The sequence below is a fragment of the Rhizobium sp. AN73 genome (assembly GCF_030757975.1).
Lineage (GTDB): Bacteria > Pseudomonadota > Alphaproteobacteria > Rhizobiales > Rhizobiaceae > Agrobacterium > Agrobacterium arsenijevicii.
In genome coordinates this window covers 288,325-305,463 of record NZ_JARWME010000001.1, presented here as the reverse complement: position 1 = coordinate 305,463, position 17,139 = coordinate 288,325, and the positions used below count along the sequence as shown (strand labels likewise).

The following is a 17,139-nucleotide window of genomic DNA, read 5'->3' as shown; positions in this document are numbered from 1 at the left end:
CCGATCTATCCTTTGAACGTGGTGAGGGAGGAAACCATGTGCAAGCTTTTCATCAAGGCAGACCCGACGCTTTGGGAAAGCCATACCCGGTCTTTGCGGATCGACGGCATGGTCACCAGCGTCAGGCTTGAAAACTTCTTCTGGACGACGCTGGACGAGATTTCGCGCCGCGACGGCATGAACAGCGCGCAGCTCATCGCCAAGCTTTATAATGAATCGATCGATGCCGGGCACGATCTCGGCAATTTCACCTCGTTTTTGCGGGTCTGCTGCGGCCGTTATCTCGCCTTGCAGCTTTCCGGCGATATTCCCGCGCGCAGCGATATTCCGATCGCCGCGCTGGATGCCGACAGCATCCTTGATGCGGAAAAGGTGAATTATCACTAGTTAGCAACTTTGCGCTTGATAGCTGGTCAACTTGCATTCGACGTCATCCTCGGGCTTGACCCGAGGATCCACCATCACGCGCGGCAATGGATCCTCGGGTCAAGCCCGAGGATGACGGTGGAGAGGTTGTTGTGACGCAGAGAACGCCCCCCTCAACTCTTCAGCGCCCTTGGATCAAGCGCATCGCGCACGGCGTCGCCGATGTAATTGACGCTCAGAACCGTCAGCGAGATTGCCAGTCCCGGCCACAGCACACGCGAGGGCGTCAGCTGCAGGAAGTTGGCGCCATCGAACAACAGCCGTCCCCAGGTGGGGAAGTCCGACGGAAAGCCGAGGCCGAGGAAGGACAGTGCCGATTCCGTGATGATGGCCGAGGCGATGCCGAGCGTGGCTGAGACCATGATCGAACTCAGCACATTCGGCAGGATATGGCGCAGGATGATGCGATACTCACGCATGCCGCTCGATTTCGCCGCCATGATGAATTCCTGGCTTTTGATCGTCAGCACATCGCCGCGCACAATGCGCGCGGTATGCATCCAGCTCGTTATCCCGATCACGAAAACGATGAGGATGAAGATGCCGGTTTCCGGTCCGAAAGCGGTCCTCAGCGTGTCGCGAAACAGCATGAGGATGACGAGCAGCAGCGGCAGCAGCGGCAGGGCCAGAAACAGGTCCGTCAGCCGCATCAGCGGCCCGTCCAGCCATCGGAAATAGCCTGATAACACTCCCACCAACGTGCCGAGAAACAGTGCCAGCAGCATGGCGGTGATGCCGACGGCAAGCGAGATGCGCCCGCCGGCCAGCACCTGCGCCAGCATGTCCTTGCCCAGATTGTCGGTGCCGAAGGGATGCGCCAGCGACGGCCACTGGTTGCGTTCCTTCACGTTGATGACGTTGGGCGCGACGGTGTGGATATAGGGGCCGACATAGACGGCAAACAGGATGAAGACGAAAACGATCAGTCCCACCACGCCGCCCTTGTGGAGGCGGAACTGTTTCCAGATATCGGCAAGCGCCGATTGCACGGGCGTGGCGGCAACGGTTGGCGCTGCGAGGGTGGCGTCAGTCATAGCGGATCCTCGGGTCGAGAATGCCGTAAAGCACGTCGGCAATCAGGTTGAAGAGCACGATTAGCACCGCGAAAATGAAGGTCAGCGTCTGCACCAGCGGAATATCCGCGCCCTGAACGGCTGTTATCAGCAATTGGCCAAGCCCGTTCACGCGGAAGATCTGCTCGGTAATGATGGCGCCGGAAAAGATCGTCGGCACGCCGAGTGCGATGACGGTGACGACCGGGATAAGGCTGTTGCGCAGGACGTGAACGAGCAGCACGGATTTTTCCTTCACGCCCTTTGCACGTGCGGTGCGCACATAGTCCTGATGCAGGTTGTCCAGCATGGAGGCGCGCACGAAACGGCTGATCTGCGAGACGTTGTAGAGCGTCAGCACCAGCACCGGCAGGAACATCTGCCGCACCTGCGCGACGAAGCTTCCCCAGTCCCTCACCTGCAGATTGGTATCGTAGACGGAAGGGAACCATTGCAGATACGAGCTGAAGATGACGACCAGCAGCACGCCGGTGAAGAAGGTGGGAACCGAATAACCGACCATCGAGACGAAGGTGCCGATCTGGTCGAAGATCGAATATTGCTTGTAGGCGGAAATGACGCCGATCGGGATGGCCAGAAGCGCGCCGAAAAGATAGGCGAGGCCGACCACCCAAAGCGTCTGCGGCATGCGCTGGATGACGAGATCGACCACCGGGCTGCGCGTTGCCCAGGACAGCACCCGCATGCGGTTGCCGTCGCCGATCTGCCAGCCGGTCAGTTTTTCGAAAAGGTTGAGAGGCTCGTTGATGAAGAATTGCTGCAGCCAGAGCAGGTAGCGGATGAAGAACGGCTGGTCGAGGCCAAGCGAGGCGCGGATCTGCTCGCGAACTTCGGGCGGAATGGTCAGCGGCAGATCGCCGGTCGGATCATTCGGCGCAAGATCGAGCAGGGCGAAGATGACGAAGCTGATGACGAGCAGCGTCGGTACGGCAAAGGCAAGCCGCCGGAGCGTAAAGGTAAACATCGGAAAGTCTCCAGACCGTCAGGGTCTCGCAAAACGGGCGCGGCCGCCCTTTTGGGGGCGACCGCGCATTTGCGTGTTACTTTTTGCGGGACCAGTCCGCGACGTTCCAGAGTTCCGATCCCAGGCATTCATGCGAACGCCTTCGAGTGTCAGCGAATGCGAGGAGACGTTGCCACGGTGGATCAGCGGAATATGTGCGCCTTCTTCCGTCAGCATGTCGTTCAGCTGTTTGGCGATTTCCCCACGCTTGGCGAAATCCGTCGTCTTGGAAAGGACGCCCACCAGCTTGTCGAATTCCGGGTTGCAATAACGCGGAACATTCTGACCCTGCCAGCCGTTTGCGGGGGCGGGGATTTTGTCGCACAGCCATTCCGCCAGATATTTTTCCGGATCGGTGCCGTCGAAATTGTTGGTGTACATTTCAACGTCGGCATAAAATTTCTGGAAGGTATCCGGGCTTGCCGGATCGCCGCCGAAGAACACCGAGGCGCTGACATTGCGCAGTTCAGACGCAACGCCGATCTGCGACCACATGTCCTTCACCAGTTCCTGCGCTGCCTGGCGAACGGAGTTGGTGGAGGTCTGGTAGAGGAAGGACAGCTTCACGCCGTTCTTGGCGCGGATGCCATCGGCGCCCTTCACCCAGCCTGCATCGTCGAGCAGCTTGTTTGCACCTTCCAAATCCTGCTTCAGGCACCAGCTGTCGTTTTTCGTCGAAGCGACAGCCGCCGGGGCCGGCACGATGTTGCAGGTCGGCTTACCCGCCTCGCCATAACCCGTCTCATCGATAATGTCGCGATCAATGGCGAGCGAGAGCGCACGGCGCACGGCCGGGTCGGAAAGGGCCGGATGCGGACCGCCCTCCTTGGTGGAGCGCTTGTCACCCAGAGCAGGGTCGGCATTGTACCAGTTGAGATTGATACGCTCGACCTGCGTGCCGAAGGCGGTTTCCAGCTTGCCCTTGCCGGCGGCCACCATGGTGGCCAGAATTTCCGGCTCCACCTGCATGTTCCAGGCGTAGTCGAATTCGCCGGTTTCAAGAACGGCACGCGCAGCGGATGCCGCATCACCGCCGCCCTTCAGGGTCGCCGTGGCGAAAGCGGGCTTGGCGGGATCGCGATAATTGGGGTTGGCGACGAAGCTGATGACGTCGTTCGGCTTGAAATCCTTGACCACGAAGGGGCCTGTGCCGATGGGGCCGAAATTGGCGGATGTGCAGCCGGGTGCGGCGGCACCGAGGCAATTTTCAAACTGCTTCTTCTGGATAACAGGCGATTGCGCGCCGACAAATGCGGAATAGGGGTAGGGCTTGGGTTCGGTGAAGCTGACCTTGACGGTATGGGCGTCGATGGCCTCGACGTTTTTCACGCCCTCATATTGCGCCGCCTGCGCGCAGCCGCCATCCGGTGCTTTGCAATATTTCCAGGTGAAAATCACGTCGTCAGCGGTCAGCGGCGTGCCATCAGACCATTTGACGTCGCTTTTCAGCTTCCATGTCATGCTGAGCAGGTCTTTCGCGACGCCGCCATTATCGACCGTTGGAATTTCGCTCACCAGCATCGGTACCAGCTCGCCCTTTTCGTCGTAGCGCGCCAGCGGCTCGATCACCATGGATGAGCTGTAGACTTCCTTGGTGCCTGCGGAAAGATAAGGGTTCAGTGTCGATACAGCCTGCCAGAACAGGATTTTCAGTTCGCCGTCACTGCCGCGTTCGGCATGGGCGGCAGAGCCTGCCAAGGCCATTGCTGCCACTGTGCTGGCAAAGAGAATGCTGCGCTTCTTCATTATATTTTCCCCTTTTTAGATTTTATCTATTTGATTGTTTGATGCTTTTCCTCAATGTCACCTGCAAGGGGTTTTATTTTAAGTATTTGACTTTGCAGGGAAATATTCATCCAGTCCCGCTGATGCTATTGTCAGTTTTTTTGGAAATCAAGCCCCAAACGTTTATTGATGAACAAAATTTGAGCCGATCGGCTTTTGGCCTATTTTTCGACCATGCAGCAAAATTCATACTTGCAAAAGCAGAAATTCCAAACGCAATATGGTTTCCGACAACCCGGCGGGGAACAAAAAAGGGAAAAATGGGAATGCCGATATTGAACCGTGTGGCCGAGATGCAGGAAGAAGTTGCCGGCTGGAGGCGCCACCTGCATGAGACGCCGGAGCTGCTTTACGATGTCTTCGAAACCTCGAAATTCGTGGCCGAGAAACTGAAATCCTTCGGATGCGATATCGTCGAAACCGGCATTGGCAAGACCGGCGTGGTCGGCATCATCAAGGGGCGGCACGGCGACGGCGCGACCATCGGTTTCCGTTCCGACATGGACGCGTTGCCGATTCTGGAAACCAGCGGCAAGCCATGGGCTTCCAAGGTTCCGGGCAAGGCCCATTCCTGCGGCCATGACGGGCACACCGCCATGCTTTTGGGTGCGGCGCAATATCTGGCCGAGACCCGCAATTTCAAGGGTTCCGTCGCGGTCATCTTCCAGCCGGCGGAAGAGGGCGGGGCAGGCGCGCTCGCCATGCTGAACGACGGCATGATGGAGAAATTCGGCATTTCGCAGGTCTATGGCATGCATAACGAGCCGGGCATTCCGGTCGGCCAATTCGCCATCCGCAAGGGTTCCACCATGGCGGCGGCGGATACCTTCGAGATCACGATTACCGGCAAGGGCAGCCATGCGGCCGCACCGCATCTTTCCGTCGATCCGGTTCTGACCTCGGCCTATATCATCATCGCCCTGCAATCCATCGTCTCTCGCGAGATGGACCCGTTGAAATCGCTGGTCGTCACCGTCGCGACTACCCATGGCGGCACAGCCTCCAACGTCATTCCCGGCTCGGTGACGCTGACGGGCACGGTGCGGACATTGCTGCCGGAAACCCGCGATTTCGCCGAGAAACGCCTGAAGGAAGTGGCGACAGCCACCGCCATGGCGCATGGCGCGACGGCGGAGGTGAGATACGATCGCGGTTATCCCGTCACCTTCAACCATAATGACGAAACCGAATTCGCAACCGGCGTGGCGGCGGGGGTGGCAGGCGCAAATGCCGTCAACACCAATCCCAACCCGCATATGGGCGCAGAAGATTTCTCCTACATGCTGGAAGCGCGCCCCGGCGCCTTCATCTTCATCGGTAACGGCGATACGGCCGGGCTGCACAATGCGGCCTATGATTTCAACGACGAAGCCCTGCCTTATGGCATCAGCTACTGGGTTTCGATGGCCGAAACCGCACTTGCTGCATAAGATACCCGGCGGCCTTCATGGCCGCCTTTCGCTTTTCAGGAGATCGGCATGCTTTTGGCGGCAACATCAATGGAACAGACCGGCGGTTCGGCAGGCCCGGTTCTTTCAGTTGAAAATCTGACGACTTCGTTCCGTGTCGATGGCGGCTGGAAATCCGTGGTCCGCAACATGAGTTTCGAGATTGCGCCACGCGAGACGGTGGCGATCGTCGGCGAGAGCGGTTCGGGAAAAAGCGTGACGTCGCTGTCGATCATGCGGCTTCTCGATAAAAAAACGAGCCGCATCGAGGGCAAGGTCATGCTTGGCGGGCGCGACCTGCTGGCGCTTCCGGAAGAGGAGATGCGCAAGGTTCGCGGCAAGGACATCTCGATGATCTTCCAGGAGCCGATGACCAGCCTCAACCCGATCTTCCCGATCGGCAAGCAGATCGCCGAAGCGCTTACCGTACATCAGGACATTTCCTCATCTGCTGCGAAAGCCGAGGTCATCCGCCTGCTGGAAAAGGTCCGCATTCCCAATGCCAAGAACCGTTTCGACGATTATCCGCACCAGTTTTCCGGCGGTATGCGCCAGCGCGTTATGATCGCCATGGCACTTGCCTCGAAACCAAAGCTGCTGATTGCCGATGAACCGACGACGGCGCTTGATGTCACCATTCAGGGCCAGATTCTCGACCTCATCAAGCAATTGCAGGAAGAGGAGGGCATGTCGGTCCTGTTCATCACCCATGATATGGGCGTGGTGGCGGAAGTGGCCGACCGCACCATCGTCATGTTCCGCGGCGATGTGGTGGAAACCGGCACCACCGACGACATCTTCCATCGCGGGAACCATCCCTATACGCGCGCCCTGCTTTCGGCGGTGCCGAAGCTCGGTTCGATGAAAGAGCGGGTGCTGCCCGCCCGCTTTCCGATCATCGATATCAAGACCGGCGAAAGCCAACAGGTCGAAGAGGTCAGGAACACGGTTTCCGGTGGTCGCACGCCCATTCTTTCGGTCCGGGACCTGACGACCCGCTTCGATATCCGCTCCGGTCTTTTCGGCCGCAAGTCCGGTGCCGTGCATGCGGTGGAGAAGGTCTCCTTCGATCTGGCTGAGGGCGAGACACTATCGCTGGTCGGTGAATCCGGCTGCGGCAAGTCCACCACCGGGCGGTCGATCACCCGGCTGATCGAACCGACCTCCGGTAACGTGACTCTCGACGGTTACGAGGTGATGAAACTCGACAAGACGACGTTGCGCACCATGCGCCGCAGCGTGCAGATGATCTTTCAGGACCCCTTCGCCAGTCTCGATCCGCGCATGAGCATCGGCACGGCGATCATGGAGCCCTTCATCGAACACCGGCTTGGACCGAAGGCGCAGGCGCGTGAAAAGGCGGCGGACCTGATGGAGAAGGTTGGCCTCAGCCCGGATATGATGCGGCGCTTCCCGCATGAGTTTTCCGGCGGCCAGCGCCAGCGCATCGCCATTGCCCGTTCGCTGATGCTTGACCCCAAGGTCATCGTTGCCGATGAAGCGGTGTCGGCGCTTGATGTCTCCATCAAGGCGCAGGTCTGTAACCTGCTGCTCGATCTGCAACAGAGCCTCAACCTCGCCTTCCTGTTCATTTCCCACGATATGGCTGTGGTGGAGCGTGTCAGCCATCGTGTCGCGGTGATGTATCTCGGCGAGATCGTTGAAATCGGCCCGCGCGCCGCCGTCTTCGACAATCCGCAGCACCCCTATACGAAAAAACTGATGTCGGCGGTTCCGGTGCCGGATCCGGCACGGCGGCAGATCCGGCGCAACATGGCGACGGACGAGATCAAAAGCCCGATCCGCCCGGTGGATTACGTGCCGCCGCAACGCCACTACCGTGAGGTCTCCGCCGGACATCTGGTGCAGGAAGCGGCTTGATATAGAGGAAACTGCACCGGGATAGGTGTCTCAGTGTTCGCGACGTCATCCTCGGTCTTGTGCCGAGGATCTGCTAACGTCTCGTAAATCGATACGTTGCAGATGCTCGGGACAGGCCCGAGCATGACGGAGGAGATGTTTTGCATCCTCTTTAGAGATGCCTGGTCCCGCCAAACGCTTCGCTCAGTCGCCGCTCCGTTTGACAGGCAGCGCAAAAAAATGCCAGCAAATGCTCGAGCATAATTCTTAGAGGGCGGCGGCATGGCCAGACGAAACGACGCACATGGACGGCTGGATGATGCGGCGCGCGCGGGCTGGCTTTATTATGTCGCGGGCCGCACGCAGGATGAGATCGCCGCTGCCATGGGCATATCCCGGCAATCGGCGCAGCGGCTTGTGTCGCTGGCCGTCGCCGAGCGTCTGATCAAGGTCCGGCTCGATCATCCCATCGCCGCCTGCCTCGAAAAGGCTGAGCGCCTCAAGCAAAAATTCGACCTTAAATATATCGAGGTGGTGCCGAGCGATCCGGCCGGCGTCTCCTCTACGGTCGGCATAGCCGAGGCCGGCGCGGCCGAAATCGAGCGCTGGCTGAAAAATGCCGATCCCATCGTGCTCGCCATCGGCACCGGCCGCACGCTGAAGGCGGCCGTGGACCAGTTGCCACCGATGGAATGTCCGCAGCACCGCATCGTGTCACTGACAGGCAATATCGGCCCGGATGGATCGGCCGCCTATTACAACGTCATCTTCAGCATGGCCGATGCCATCAAGGCGCGGCATTTCCCGATGCCGCTGCCGGTTTTGTGCTCGTCGGCGGAAGAGCGTGAGCTGCTGCACGATCAATCCATGGTGCGCTCCACGCTGGCGCTCGGCGCTGCCGCCAACGTCACCTTCGTCGGCGTCGGCGAACTCGGTGAAAACGCGCCGCTCTGCGTCGATGGTTTCCTTGGCGTCGACGAGATGAAGGCGCTGATGGCAAGCGGTGCCGTCGGCGAGATTTGCGGCTGGGTTTATGATGCTAACGGCAAGGTTCTCGAGCATTCTGTCAATGAGCGTGTGGCCTCCGTTCCTATCCCGTCCAGAGAGACCTGCACGGTCATCGGCATGGCGCAGGGCGCGCGCAAAAACGCTTCTATCCTGGCGGCGTTGAGGGGCGGTCTTTTGAACGGTCTCATCACCGACGAAGTGACAAGTGAATATTTGCTCACGCATTGAGCAAAAATTAATTCCTTAAAATCAAAGGCTTGGTTTTTCCATGTGCGCCGCAGCACAGGATGTTGCTTGACATTTTTGCTCTGTGGGTGAGTAAATGCCCTAGAGCAAAGCGAATGCTCATAAATTTCTTCTGGGAGGAAGATATGACATTGAAGACTATTTTGCTGGGCGCATGCTCGGCTCTCGCCTTTACGACCCTTGCTTCCGCCGAAACGCTGACCATCGCCACCGTGAACAATGGCGACATGATCCGCATGCAGGGGCTGACCTCCGACTTCACCACCAAGAACCCCGACATCAAGGTGGAATGGGTCACGCTTGAGGAAAACGTCCTGCGTGAGCGGGTGACGACGGATATTGCCACCAATGGCGGCCAATACGACATCATGACCATCGGCAATTACGAAGTGCCGATCTGGGCCAAGCAGGGCTGGCTGCTGCCGCTCGAGAAGCTTGGCGACAAATACGACGTGGATGACATTCTGCCGGCGATCCGTGGCGGTCTTTCCAGCGAAGGCAAGCTTTATGCGGCGCCCTTCTACGGCGAATCCGCCATGATCATGTATCGCAAGGACCTGTTCGAAAAAGCCGGTCTGAAGATGCCCGAAAACCCGACCTGGGAATTCATCGGTGATGCGGCCCGGAAGATCACCGACCGCAAGACCGATATCAACGGCATGTGCCTGCGCGGCAAGGCTGGCTGGGGCGAGAACATGGCCTTCATCAGCGCGCTCACCAACTCCTTCGGTGGCCGCTGGTTCGATGAAAAATGGAAACCGCAGTTCGATCAGCCGGAATGGAAGAGCGCGCTGCAATTCTACGTCGATCTGATGAAGGATGCCGGCCCGTCGGGCGCCTCCTCCAACGGCTTCAACGAAAACCTGACGCTGTTCCAGCAGGGCAAATGCGGCATGTGGATCGACGCCACGGTAGCTGCGTCCTTCGTGTCCAACCCGAAGGATTCAACCGTTGCCGACAAGGTCGGTTATGCGCTGTTCCCGACGCATGGCGAACTGAAGAACCATGGCAACTGGTTGTGGTCATGGAACCTTGCTATCCCGAAGAGCTCGAAGAAGTCGGATGCGGCTGAAAAGTTCATCTCCTGGGCAACCAGCAAGGACTACACCACGCTTGTCGCTTCCAAGGAAGGCTGGGCAAACGTGCCTCCGGGCACCCGCACCTCGCTTTACAAGAACGCCGAGTATGAAAAGGCAGCCGCCTTCGCCAAGCCGACGCTTGCTGCAATGGATGCCGCTGACATCACCAAGCCGACTGTAAAGCCCGTGCCTTATACCGGCGGTCAGTTCGTGGCGATCCCTGAATTCCAGGCGCTCGGCACCACGGTTGGTCAGCTGTTCTCGGCGGTTGTTGCCGGCCAGTCCAGCGTCGATGATGCGCTTGCAGGCGCCCAGTCGACGGCAACGCGTGAAATGACCCGCGCCGGTTACATCAAGTAATCCTCCCGAAGATCGCTGTCCGGCGCCAATGCCGGGCAGCGAACTCTCCGGGTCTAAGCCGCCGGTTACGCGGCGGCCTTTATGCCTTTCAAATCAAAACAAGAATGAGCCGGTTCTTCCGGATATGCCGGGCGCATGTCGTGATGCCCGGGCCCAAGGGGAGGTTAGTGCAATGGCAACACGAAACACGAGCGGTCTTGCGCGGGTTATGCTTGCGCCATCGGTGCTGCTGCTTCTGGTGTGGATGATCGTGCCTCTGGCGATGACCCTGTGGTTTTCGTTCCAGAACTACAATCTCCTCAACCCTGCCAATGTCAGCTTCGCCGGCCTGTTCAATTACCAGTATTTCTACACCGATCCGGCCTTCTTCCAGTCGATCTGGAACACGCTGCTGATCGTCGGCGGCGTGCTTTTGATCACCGTCATCGGCGGCATCGCCATTGCGCTTTTGCTCGACAATGACATCTTCGGCCAGGGCATCGTGCGCATCATGATCATCTCGCCGTTCTTCGTCATGCCGCCGGTGGCAGCACTGGTGTGGAAGAACATGATCATGCATCCCGGTTATGGGGTGCTCGCCGATCTCTCGCGCTTCTTCGGCCTGCAGCCGGTCGACTGGTTCGCGCAGTTTCCGCTGCTCTCCATCGTCATCATCGTCGCCTGGCAATGGCTGCCTTTTGCAACGCTGATCCTCCTGACCGCCCTGCAGTCGCTTGATGGCGAGCAGAAGGAAGCGGCCGAGATGGATGGCGCCAACTTCATCAATCGCTTCGTCTACCTGACGCTGCCGCATCTGGCCCGCGCCATCACCGTCGTCATTCTGATCCAGACGATCTTCCTGCTCGGCGTTTATGCGGAAATCCTCGTCACCACCAATGGCGGGCCCGGCTATGCCTCGACCAACCTTGCCTTCCTCATCTATCGCACGGCGCTTTTAGGCTACGACGTCGGCGGCGCATCGGCCGGTGGCATCATCGCCGTCGTGCTCGCCAATATCGTCGCCATCTTCCTGATGCGCGCCGTCGGCAAGAACCTCGACCGTTAAGGAGAACCGATCATGGCCCGCAAGACAACCACACGCGCAAAGATCGGCTTTTCCATCGCGGCATGGGCCGTGGCGCTTTTGCTGTTCTTCCCGATCCTTTATGCCTTCCTCACCTCGATCAAGACCGAGCCGGAGGCCATCGCAGGCTTCAGCCTCATTCCCTCGGGCACGCTGGAAAACTACATCACCGTGCAGACCCAGCGCGATTACTTCAAGCCGTTCATGAACTCTGTCGTGCTGTCGCTCGGCTCGACGATCATTGCGCTCATCATCGCCATTCCCGCCGCCTGGGCGATGGCGTTTTCGCCGACCAAGCGCACCAAGGACATTCTGATGTGGATGCTCTCCACCAAGATGATGCCGGCGGTGGCCGTGCTGGTGCCGATCTACCTGATCTTCCGCAATGCCGGCCTGCTCGATACCCGCATCGGCCTCACCGTCATGCTCACCTTCATCAACCTGCCGATCGTGGTGTGGATGCTTTACACCTACTTCCGCGAAATCCCCGGCGAGATCCTCGAAGCAGCCCGCATGGATGGCGCATCGCTGTGGAACGAGATCGTGCATGTGCTCACCCCAATGGCGGTTCCGGGCATCGCCTCGACGCTGCTTCTGAACGTCATCCTCGCCTGGAACGAATCCTTCTGGACCATCCGGCTGACAACCACCAATGCGGCACCGCTGACGGCCTTCATCGCCTCCTTCTCCTCACCGCAGGGGTTGTTCTGGGCAAAACTCTCGGCCGCCTCGATGATGGCGATCGCCCCCATTCTCGTCATCGGCTGGTTCTCGCAGAAACAACTCGTGCGTGGCCTCACCTTCGGCGCCGTGAAATAAGGAACGACAATAATGGGCAGCATTTCCCTTCAGAACGTGTCCAAGCTCTTCGGCGAGGCAAAAGTCATCCCGTCGATCGATCTCGACATCCATGACGGCGAGTTCGTCGTCTTCGTCGGCCCCTCCGGCTGCGGCAAGTCGACGCTGCTGCGCCTGATTGCCGGGCTGGAAGACGTCTCCGGCGGAAAGATCGTCATCGACGGCAAGGACGCCACCGAAAAGGCCCCGGCCGAGCGTGGCCTTGCCATGGTGTTCCAGTCCTATGCGCTTTATCCGCATATGAGCGTCAGGAACAACATCGCCTTTCCGCTGAAGATGGCCAAGCTCGACAAGGCCGTCATCGACAAGAAGGTCGATGATGCCGCCCGCATCCTCAACCTCACCGATTATCTCGAGCGCCGGCCCTCGCAGCTATCAGGCGGCCAGCGCCAGCGTGTCGCCATCGGCCGCGCCATCGTGCGCGAACCGAAAGCCTTCCTGTTCGACGAACCGCTCTCCAACCTCGATGCGGCGCTGCGCGGCACCATGCGGCTGGAAATCTCCGAGCTGCACAATACGTTAAAGACGACGATGATCTATGTTACCCACGATCAGGTCGAGGCGATGACCATGGCCGACAAGATCGTGGTGCTCAACCGCGGCAATATCGAGCAGGTCGGCTCGCCAATGCAGCTTTACAAGACACCGCGCAACCTCTTCGTCGCCGGCTTCATCGGCTCGCCGCGCATGAACCTGGTGACCGGCGATTACGCCCGGCAAAAGGGCGCCGCAACCGCCGGCGTGCGGCCCGAGCATCTGGTGCTGTCGAAGGAAAGCGGGCTGTGGCAGGGCAAGGTCACCGTCGCCGAACATCTCGGGTCGGATACCTTCCTGCATCTCGACGTCCAAGGCATCGGCCCGATTACCGCCAGAACCGACGGCGAGTTCGAATGCAGACACGGCGATACCGTCTTCATCACTCCCGACGACACCAAGATCCACAGGTTCGATGACAAGGGTATCGCCATATGAAGCGCAGACTGGAAGGCAAATCCGTGCTGAATGCCGGGCGCTTGCCGCCCGGTTCTGGCCCGACCAACGTTTCCCCTTCAAGGATCGTGACATGACATGCAAACTCTCGACTGCAACGCTTGATGAGGCCAAAAAAACTGCGGCGGTTCCGGCCTATTCCCGTGCCGGGCTTTCCGCCGGCATCGTGCATTTCGGCGTCGGCAATTTCCACCGCGCCCATCAGGCGGTCTATCTTGATGACCTGTTCAACACCGGCTCGGACCACGACTTCGCCATCATAGGCGCGGGTGTTCTGCCTTCCGATGCGGTGATGCGCGAAAAACTCGCGGTGCAGGATTTCCTCACGACCGTTGTGGAGCAGGACAATAACCGCACCGGCGCGCGCGTCACCGGGCCGATGATCGACATTCTGAAGGTCGGCGATATCAAGGGTATCATCGATACGCTCGCCGACCCCAAGATCCGCATTGTCTCGATGACGATTACCGAAGGTGGTTATTTCATCGATGCTTCCGGTTCCTTCAATCCGCAACATCCGGCGATTGCCGAGGATGGAAAGAACCCGTCTTCACCAAAAACAGTGTTCGGCTTCATCGTTGCCGGGCTGAAAGCGCGGCGCGATAAGGGGCTTTCGCCCTTCACCGTCATGTCCTGCGACAACATTCCCCATAATGGCAAGGTCACCAAAAACGCGGTGGTCGGGCTGGCGGCTCTCTCCGATCCGGCCTTTGCCAATTGGATCGGTGAAAACGTCGCTTTCCCCAATTCGATGGTGGACCGCATTACGCCTGCCACCGGTGAGCGGGAACGCAATATTGCCCGTGACGATTTCGGCATTGACGACAATTGGCCGGTCTTCTGCGAGGAATTCAAGCAATGGGTGATGGAGGATAATTTCCCCGCGGGTCGCCCGGCGCTCGAAAAGGCGGGCGTGCAGTTCGTCAAGGACGTCGCGCCATACGAGCACATGAAAATCCGCATCCTCAATGGTGGCCACGCGGCAATTGCCTATCCGGCAGCGCTGCTCGACATCCATTTCGTGCATGAGGCGATGGAACATCCGCTGATCCGGGCGTTTCTGGCAAAGCTGGAAAAGGAAGAGATCATCCCGGTCATTCCGCCGGTTCCCGATACCGATCTTGGCGAATATTTCGGGCTGATCGAGCGGCGTTTCCTCAATCCGAAAATCGGCGACACCATTCCGCGCTTAGCGCAGGACGGCTCCAACCGTCAGCCGAAATTCATCCTGCCTTCCACCGCCGATCGTCTGGCGGCGGGTAAGGATATCATCGGCCTGTCATTGGTCTCGGCGCTGTGGTGCCGCTATTTTTACGGCACCACCGATAGCGGCAAACAAATCACCTTTAACGACGCCAGCGCCGAACGCCTGCAGGCGGCGGCCATCAAGGCCAAGGACGATCCGATGGCCTTCCTCGCACTCGACGATATTTTCGGAGAGGTTGCCGAATCGGCGCTTTTCCGTAAACGCTTCGCCCATGCACTGGCGACGCTGTGGCAAGAAGGCACGGCGAAGACCTTGCAGCTTTATCTGGATGACAAGCTGGCTGAAAAGTGACGTGAGATGCAGGACGAGACCGGACCTCTTTTGATTTTCGACTGCGACGGCGTTCTCGTCGACAGTGAGCCGGTCTCGATTTCGGTACTTCTCGACATGCTCTCCCATCTCGGCGTGACGATGGGAGAGGAGGAGGCCTATGAGCGTTTTCTCGGCCGCAGTGTCGCCAGCATGACGACGACTTTGTTTGAGGATTACGGCGTCGAGACCGACATCGATTTTCTCGAGCATATGCGCGCGACGCTGTTCGAGCGCTTCCGCACCGAGCTGCAGCCCATCGACGGTATTGCTGAAACGCTGGACAGGCTGGTCGCCCTCAGGCGCTGCGTCGCCTCCTCCAGCCAGCCGGAACGCATCCGTTATTCGCTGGGGCTGACCGGCCTGATCGATAAATTCGAGCCGCATGTCTTCAGCGCCATTATGGTGAAGAACGGCAAGCCGGCGCCCGACCTTTTCCTGCATGCGGCGCGTGAGATGGGCGCTGAGCCGCGTCACTGCATCGTGATCGAGGACAGCCCAGCGGGCATTGCGGCGGCAAAGGCAGCCGGCATGGCGGTTTTTGCCTTTACCGGCGGCTCGCATGCGCGGTTTCCCGCATTCCGCGAAAAGATCGCCGCTCTCGGGGCTGATGCCGTGTTTGACGCAATGCCGGATTTGGTCCAACTTGTCGGCAGCTATGTGGGGAAGGGCGGTTTTGACAGGCGGGTGGAACGTGACGCAGGCTGAAGTTGACCATGCCTGCCACCGCCCGGAGGTCGTTGCGCAAGGGATGGAATTGCAGTCTTGATGCGTCAAAATCTCGTTGCCGTCGATGTCGGTACGGCCAGCGCGCGCGCCGGAGTTTTTGACCCGGCCGGCAGGCTTCTTGCCCGTTCTACCCATCCCATCCTGATGCAGAGGCCGCAGGAAAACCACGCCGAACACGATTCCACCGATATATGGAACGCGGTCTGCATGGCGGTCAAAGCAGCGCTTGCCGAGGCAGCTGTTTTGCCGCAAAGCATCGCCGCCATTGGTTTCGACGCCACCTGCTCGCTCGTCATCCGTGATGAAAGTGGCGAGCCGGTGTCTGTTTCCGTTACGGGCAAAGACCGGTTCGACACCATCGTCTGGCTCGATCACCGGGCGATTGCGGAGGCCGACCGGCTGACGGCATCCGGCCACCGGGTTCTGGATTTTGCCGGCAAAAGCGTATCGCCGGAAATGCAGATGCCGAAGCTGATGTGGCTGAAGACACATTTGCCGGCAAGCTGGGCGCGCATGTCTTTCGCCTTCGATCTGGCGGATTTCCTGACATGGAAGGCGACCGGTTCTGCGAAACGTTCAAATTGCACGCAGACGGCGAAATGGAATTTTCTGGCGCAGGAAAACCCCGGCTGGCAGGCGGATTATCTGGAATTTGCCGGGCTTGCCGACCTCAAACAGCGGGCAGGCCTTCCCGAGACCACCGTCATGCCGGGGACAGCCATCGGCCCGCTTTCGCCCGAGGCCGCCCTTGAGCTTGGTCTCGATACCGGCTGCCAGGTGGCGGCGGGCATGATCGATGCTTATGCCGGCACGCTCGGTGCGCTTGGCGGATGCCTTTCTGATGATGTGGGTAAACATGTGGCGCTGATTGCCGGCACGTCGAGCTGCCTTGTCGCCATGTCCGAGCAGCAGATGCCGGGACACAGCCTCTGGGGCCCCTATTGGCAGGCGGTGCTGCCCGGCCACTGGCTGGTGGAGGGCGGTCAGTCGGCCACCGGTGCACTGCTCGATCATATCGTGCGCATGCATGCGGCGGGCGGCGAGCCTGATACGGCGCTGCATGCCCGCATCGTTGCGCGGGTAACGGAATTGCGTGCGCTGGAGGGCGAGGCCTTCGCCGAGCGGCTGCATGTGCTGCCGGATTTCCACGGCAACCGCTCGCCGCTTGCCGATCCGCATGCCGTCGGCGTCATCAGCGGGCTGACGCTGGATACATCCTTCGACAGCCTCTGCCGCCTTTATTGGCGCACCGCCGTGGCGATCGCTCTCGGTGCGCGCCATGTGCTCGATGCGATGGAGCGTTTCGGCTATGCGGTCGAAACCCTGCATGTCACCGGCGGCCATGTGAAGAACCCGTTATTGATGGAACTTTACGCAGATGTGACCGGCAAACGCATCGTGGTCCCCGCCACCGCCGATGCTGTGCTTCTCGGCACGGCGATGACGGCGGCCGCCGCTGGCGGCGTGCATGCGAGCCTTGCGGCGGCGGGTGCCGCCATGTATCCGGGCAATGCGGAAATATCAGGAAATCCAGCGCTCGCACCGCGTTACGAGCGGGATTATCGCCGTTTTCTCGCCATGCAGCGTCATCGTCAGGAACTGGAAAACCTCTGATTTTCTGGAGGAAGATGACAG

The 17,139-nt window shown here is 59.5% G+C and carries 13 protein-coding genes and 1 pseudogene; 11 read left to right on the top strand and 3 right to left on the bottom strand.

Annotated features, from left to right (window positions below; genetic code table 11):
• Positions 1-36 precede the first annotated feature (36 nt).
• On the top strand, positions 37-387 hold the full coding sequence (locus tag RBH10_RS01295; RefSeq protein WP_045019284.1) for a ribbon-helix-helix domain-containing protein: 351 nt from the start codon (positions 37-39) through the stop codon (positions 385-387).
• Positions 388-539: 152 nt separating this feature from the next.
• Here RBH10_RS01295 and RBH10_RS01290 read toward each other — a convergent pair whose 3' ends face one another.
• From RBH10_RS01290 to RBH10_RS01280, 3 genes and pseudogenes are all read right to left on the bottom strand, one after another.
• On the bottom strand, positions 540-1,460 hold the full coding sequence (locus tag RBH10_RS01290) for an ABC transporter permease (RefSeq protein ID WP_045019282.1): 921 nt from the start codon (positions 1,458-1,460) through the stop codon (positions 540-542).
• On the bottom strand, positions 1,453-2,463 hold the full coding sequence (locus RBH10_RS01285) for an ABC transporter permease (protein WP_281038635.1): 1,011 nt from the start codon (positions 2,461-2,463) through the stop codon (positions 1,453-1,455). The genes RBH10_RS01290 and RBH10_RS01285 overlap by 8 nt, the downstream gene beginning before the upstream one ends.
• A gap of 76 nt (positions 2,464-2,539) precedes the next feature.
• Positions 2,540-4,248: pseudogene (locus RBH10_RS01280) on the bottom strand (peptide ABC transporter substrate-binding protein).
• A gap of 305 nt (positions 4,249-4,553) precedes the next feature.
• Here RBH10_RS01280 and RBH10_RS01275 point away from each other — a divergent pair.
• From RBH10_RS01275 to RBH10_RS01230, 10 genes are all read left to right on the top strand, one after another.
• Entirely contained in the window at positions 4,554-5,717 is a 1,164-nt protein-coding gene (locus tag RBH10_RS01275; protein WP_281038637.1) for a M20 aminoacylase family protein, read from the top strand.
• 48 nt (positions 5,718-5,765) lie between these two features.
• Positions 5,766-7,616, top strand: coding sequence for an ABC transporter ATP-binding protein (locus tag RBH10_RS01270; RefSeq protein ID WP_281038638.1), 1,851 nt, complete (start codon positions 5,766-5,768; stop codon positions 7,614-7,616).
• Between the two features lie 261 nt (positions 7,617-7,877).
• Positions 7,878-8,831 carry a sugar-binding transcriptional regulator gene (locus RBH10_RS01265; RefSeq protein ID WP_045019273.1) on the top strand — a complete coding sequence of 318 codons (954 nt, stop codon included), beginning with the start codon at positions 7,878-7,880 and terminating at the stop codon, positions 8,829-8,831.
• Between the two features lie 143 nt (positions 8,832-8,974).
• Entirely contained in the window at positions 8,975-10,288 is a 1,314-nt protein-coding gene (locus tag RBH10_RS01260; protein WP_281038639.1) for a sugar ABC transporter substrate-binding protein, read from the top strand.
• A 172-nt stretch (positions 10,289-10,460) separates the two neighbouring features.
• The gene (locus tag RBH10_RS01255) at positions 10,461-11,333 is read left to right on the top strand and encodes a carbohydrate ABC transporter permease (protein WP_111789198.1); all 873 of its coding nucleotides are present in this window, start codon (positions 10,461-10,463) and stop codon (positions 11,331-11,333) included.
• 12 nt (positions 11,334-11,345) lie between these two features.
• A complete protein-coding gene (locus tag RBH10_RS01250; protein ID WP_111782392.1) occupies positions 11,346-12,170 on the top strand; it encodes a carbohydrate ABC transporter permease in 825 nt (274 codons plus the stop codon).
• A gap of 12 nt (positions 12,171-12,182) precedes the next feature.
• Complete coding sequence (locus RBH10_RS01245; protein WP_306180373.1) at positions 12,183-13,181, top strand: ABC transporter ATP-binding protein; 999 nt, start codon at positions 12,183-12,185, stop codon at positions 13,179-13,181.
• A 91-nt stretch (positions 13,182-13,272) separates the two neighbouring features.
• Positions 13,273-14,757, top strand: coding sequence for a mannitol dehydrogenase family protein (locus tag RBH10_RS01240; protein WP_281039319.1), 1,485 nt, complete (start codon positions 13,273-13,275; stop codon positions 14,755-14,757).
• A gap of 6 nt (positions 14,758-14,763) precedes the next feature.
• Positions 14,764-15,483: an HAD family hydrolase gene (locus tag RBH10_RS01235; RefSeq protein ID WP_281039318.1), complete on the top strand. Its 720-nt coding sequence runs from the start codon at positions 14,764-14,766 to the stop codon at positions 15,481-15,483.
• A 60-nt stretch (positions 15,484-15,543) separates the two neighbouring features.
• Positions 15,544-17,118, top strand: a complete 1,575-nt coding sequence (locus RBH10_RS01230) for an FGGY-family carbohydrate kinase (RefSeq protein WP_281039317.1) — start codon at positions 15,544-15,546, stop codon at positions 17,116-17,118.
• Positions 17,119-17,139 lie beyond the last annotated feature (21 nt).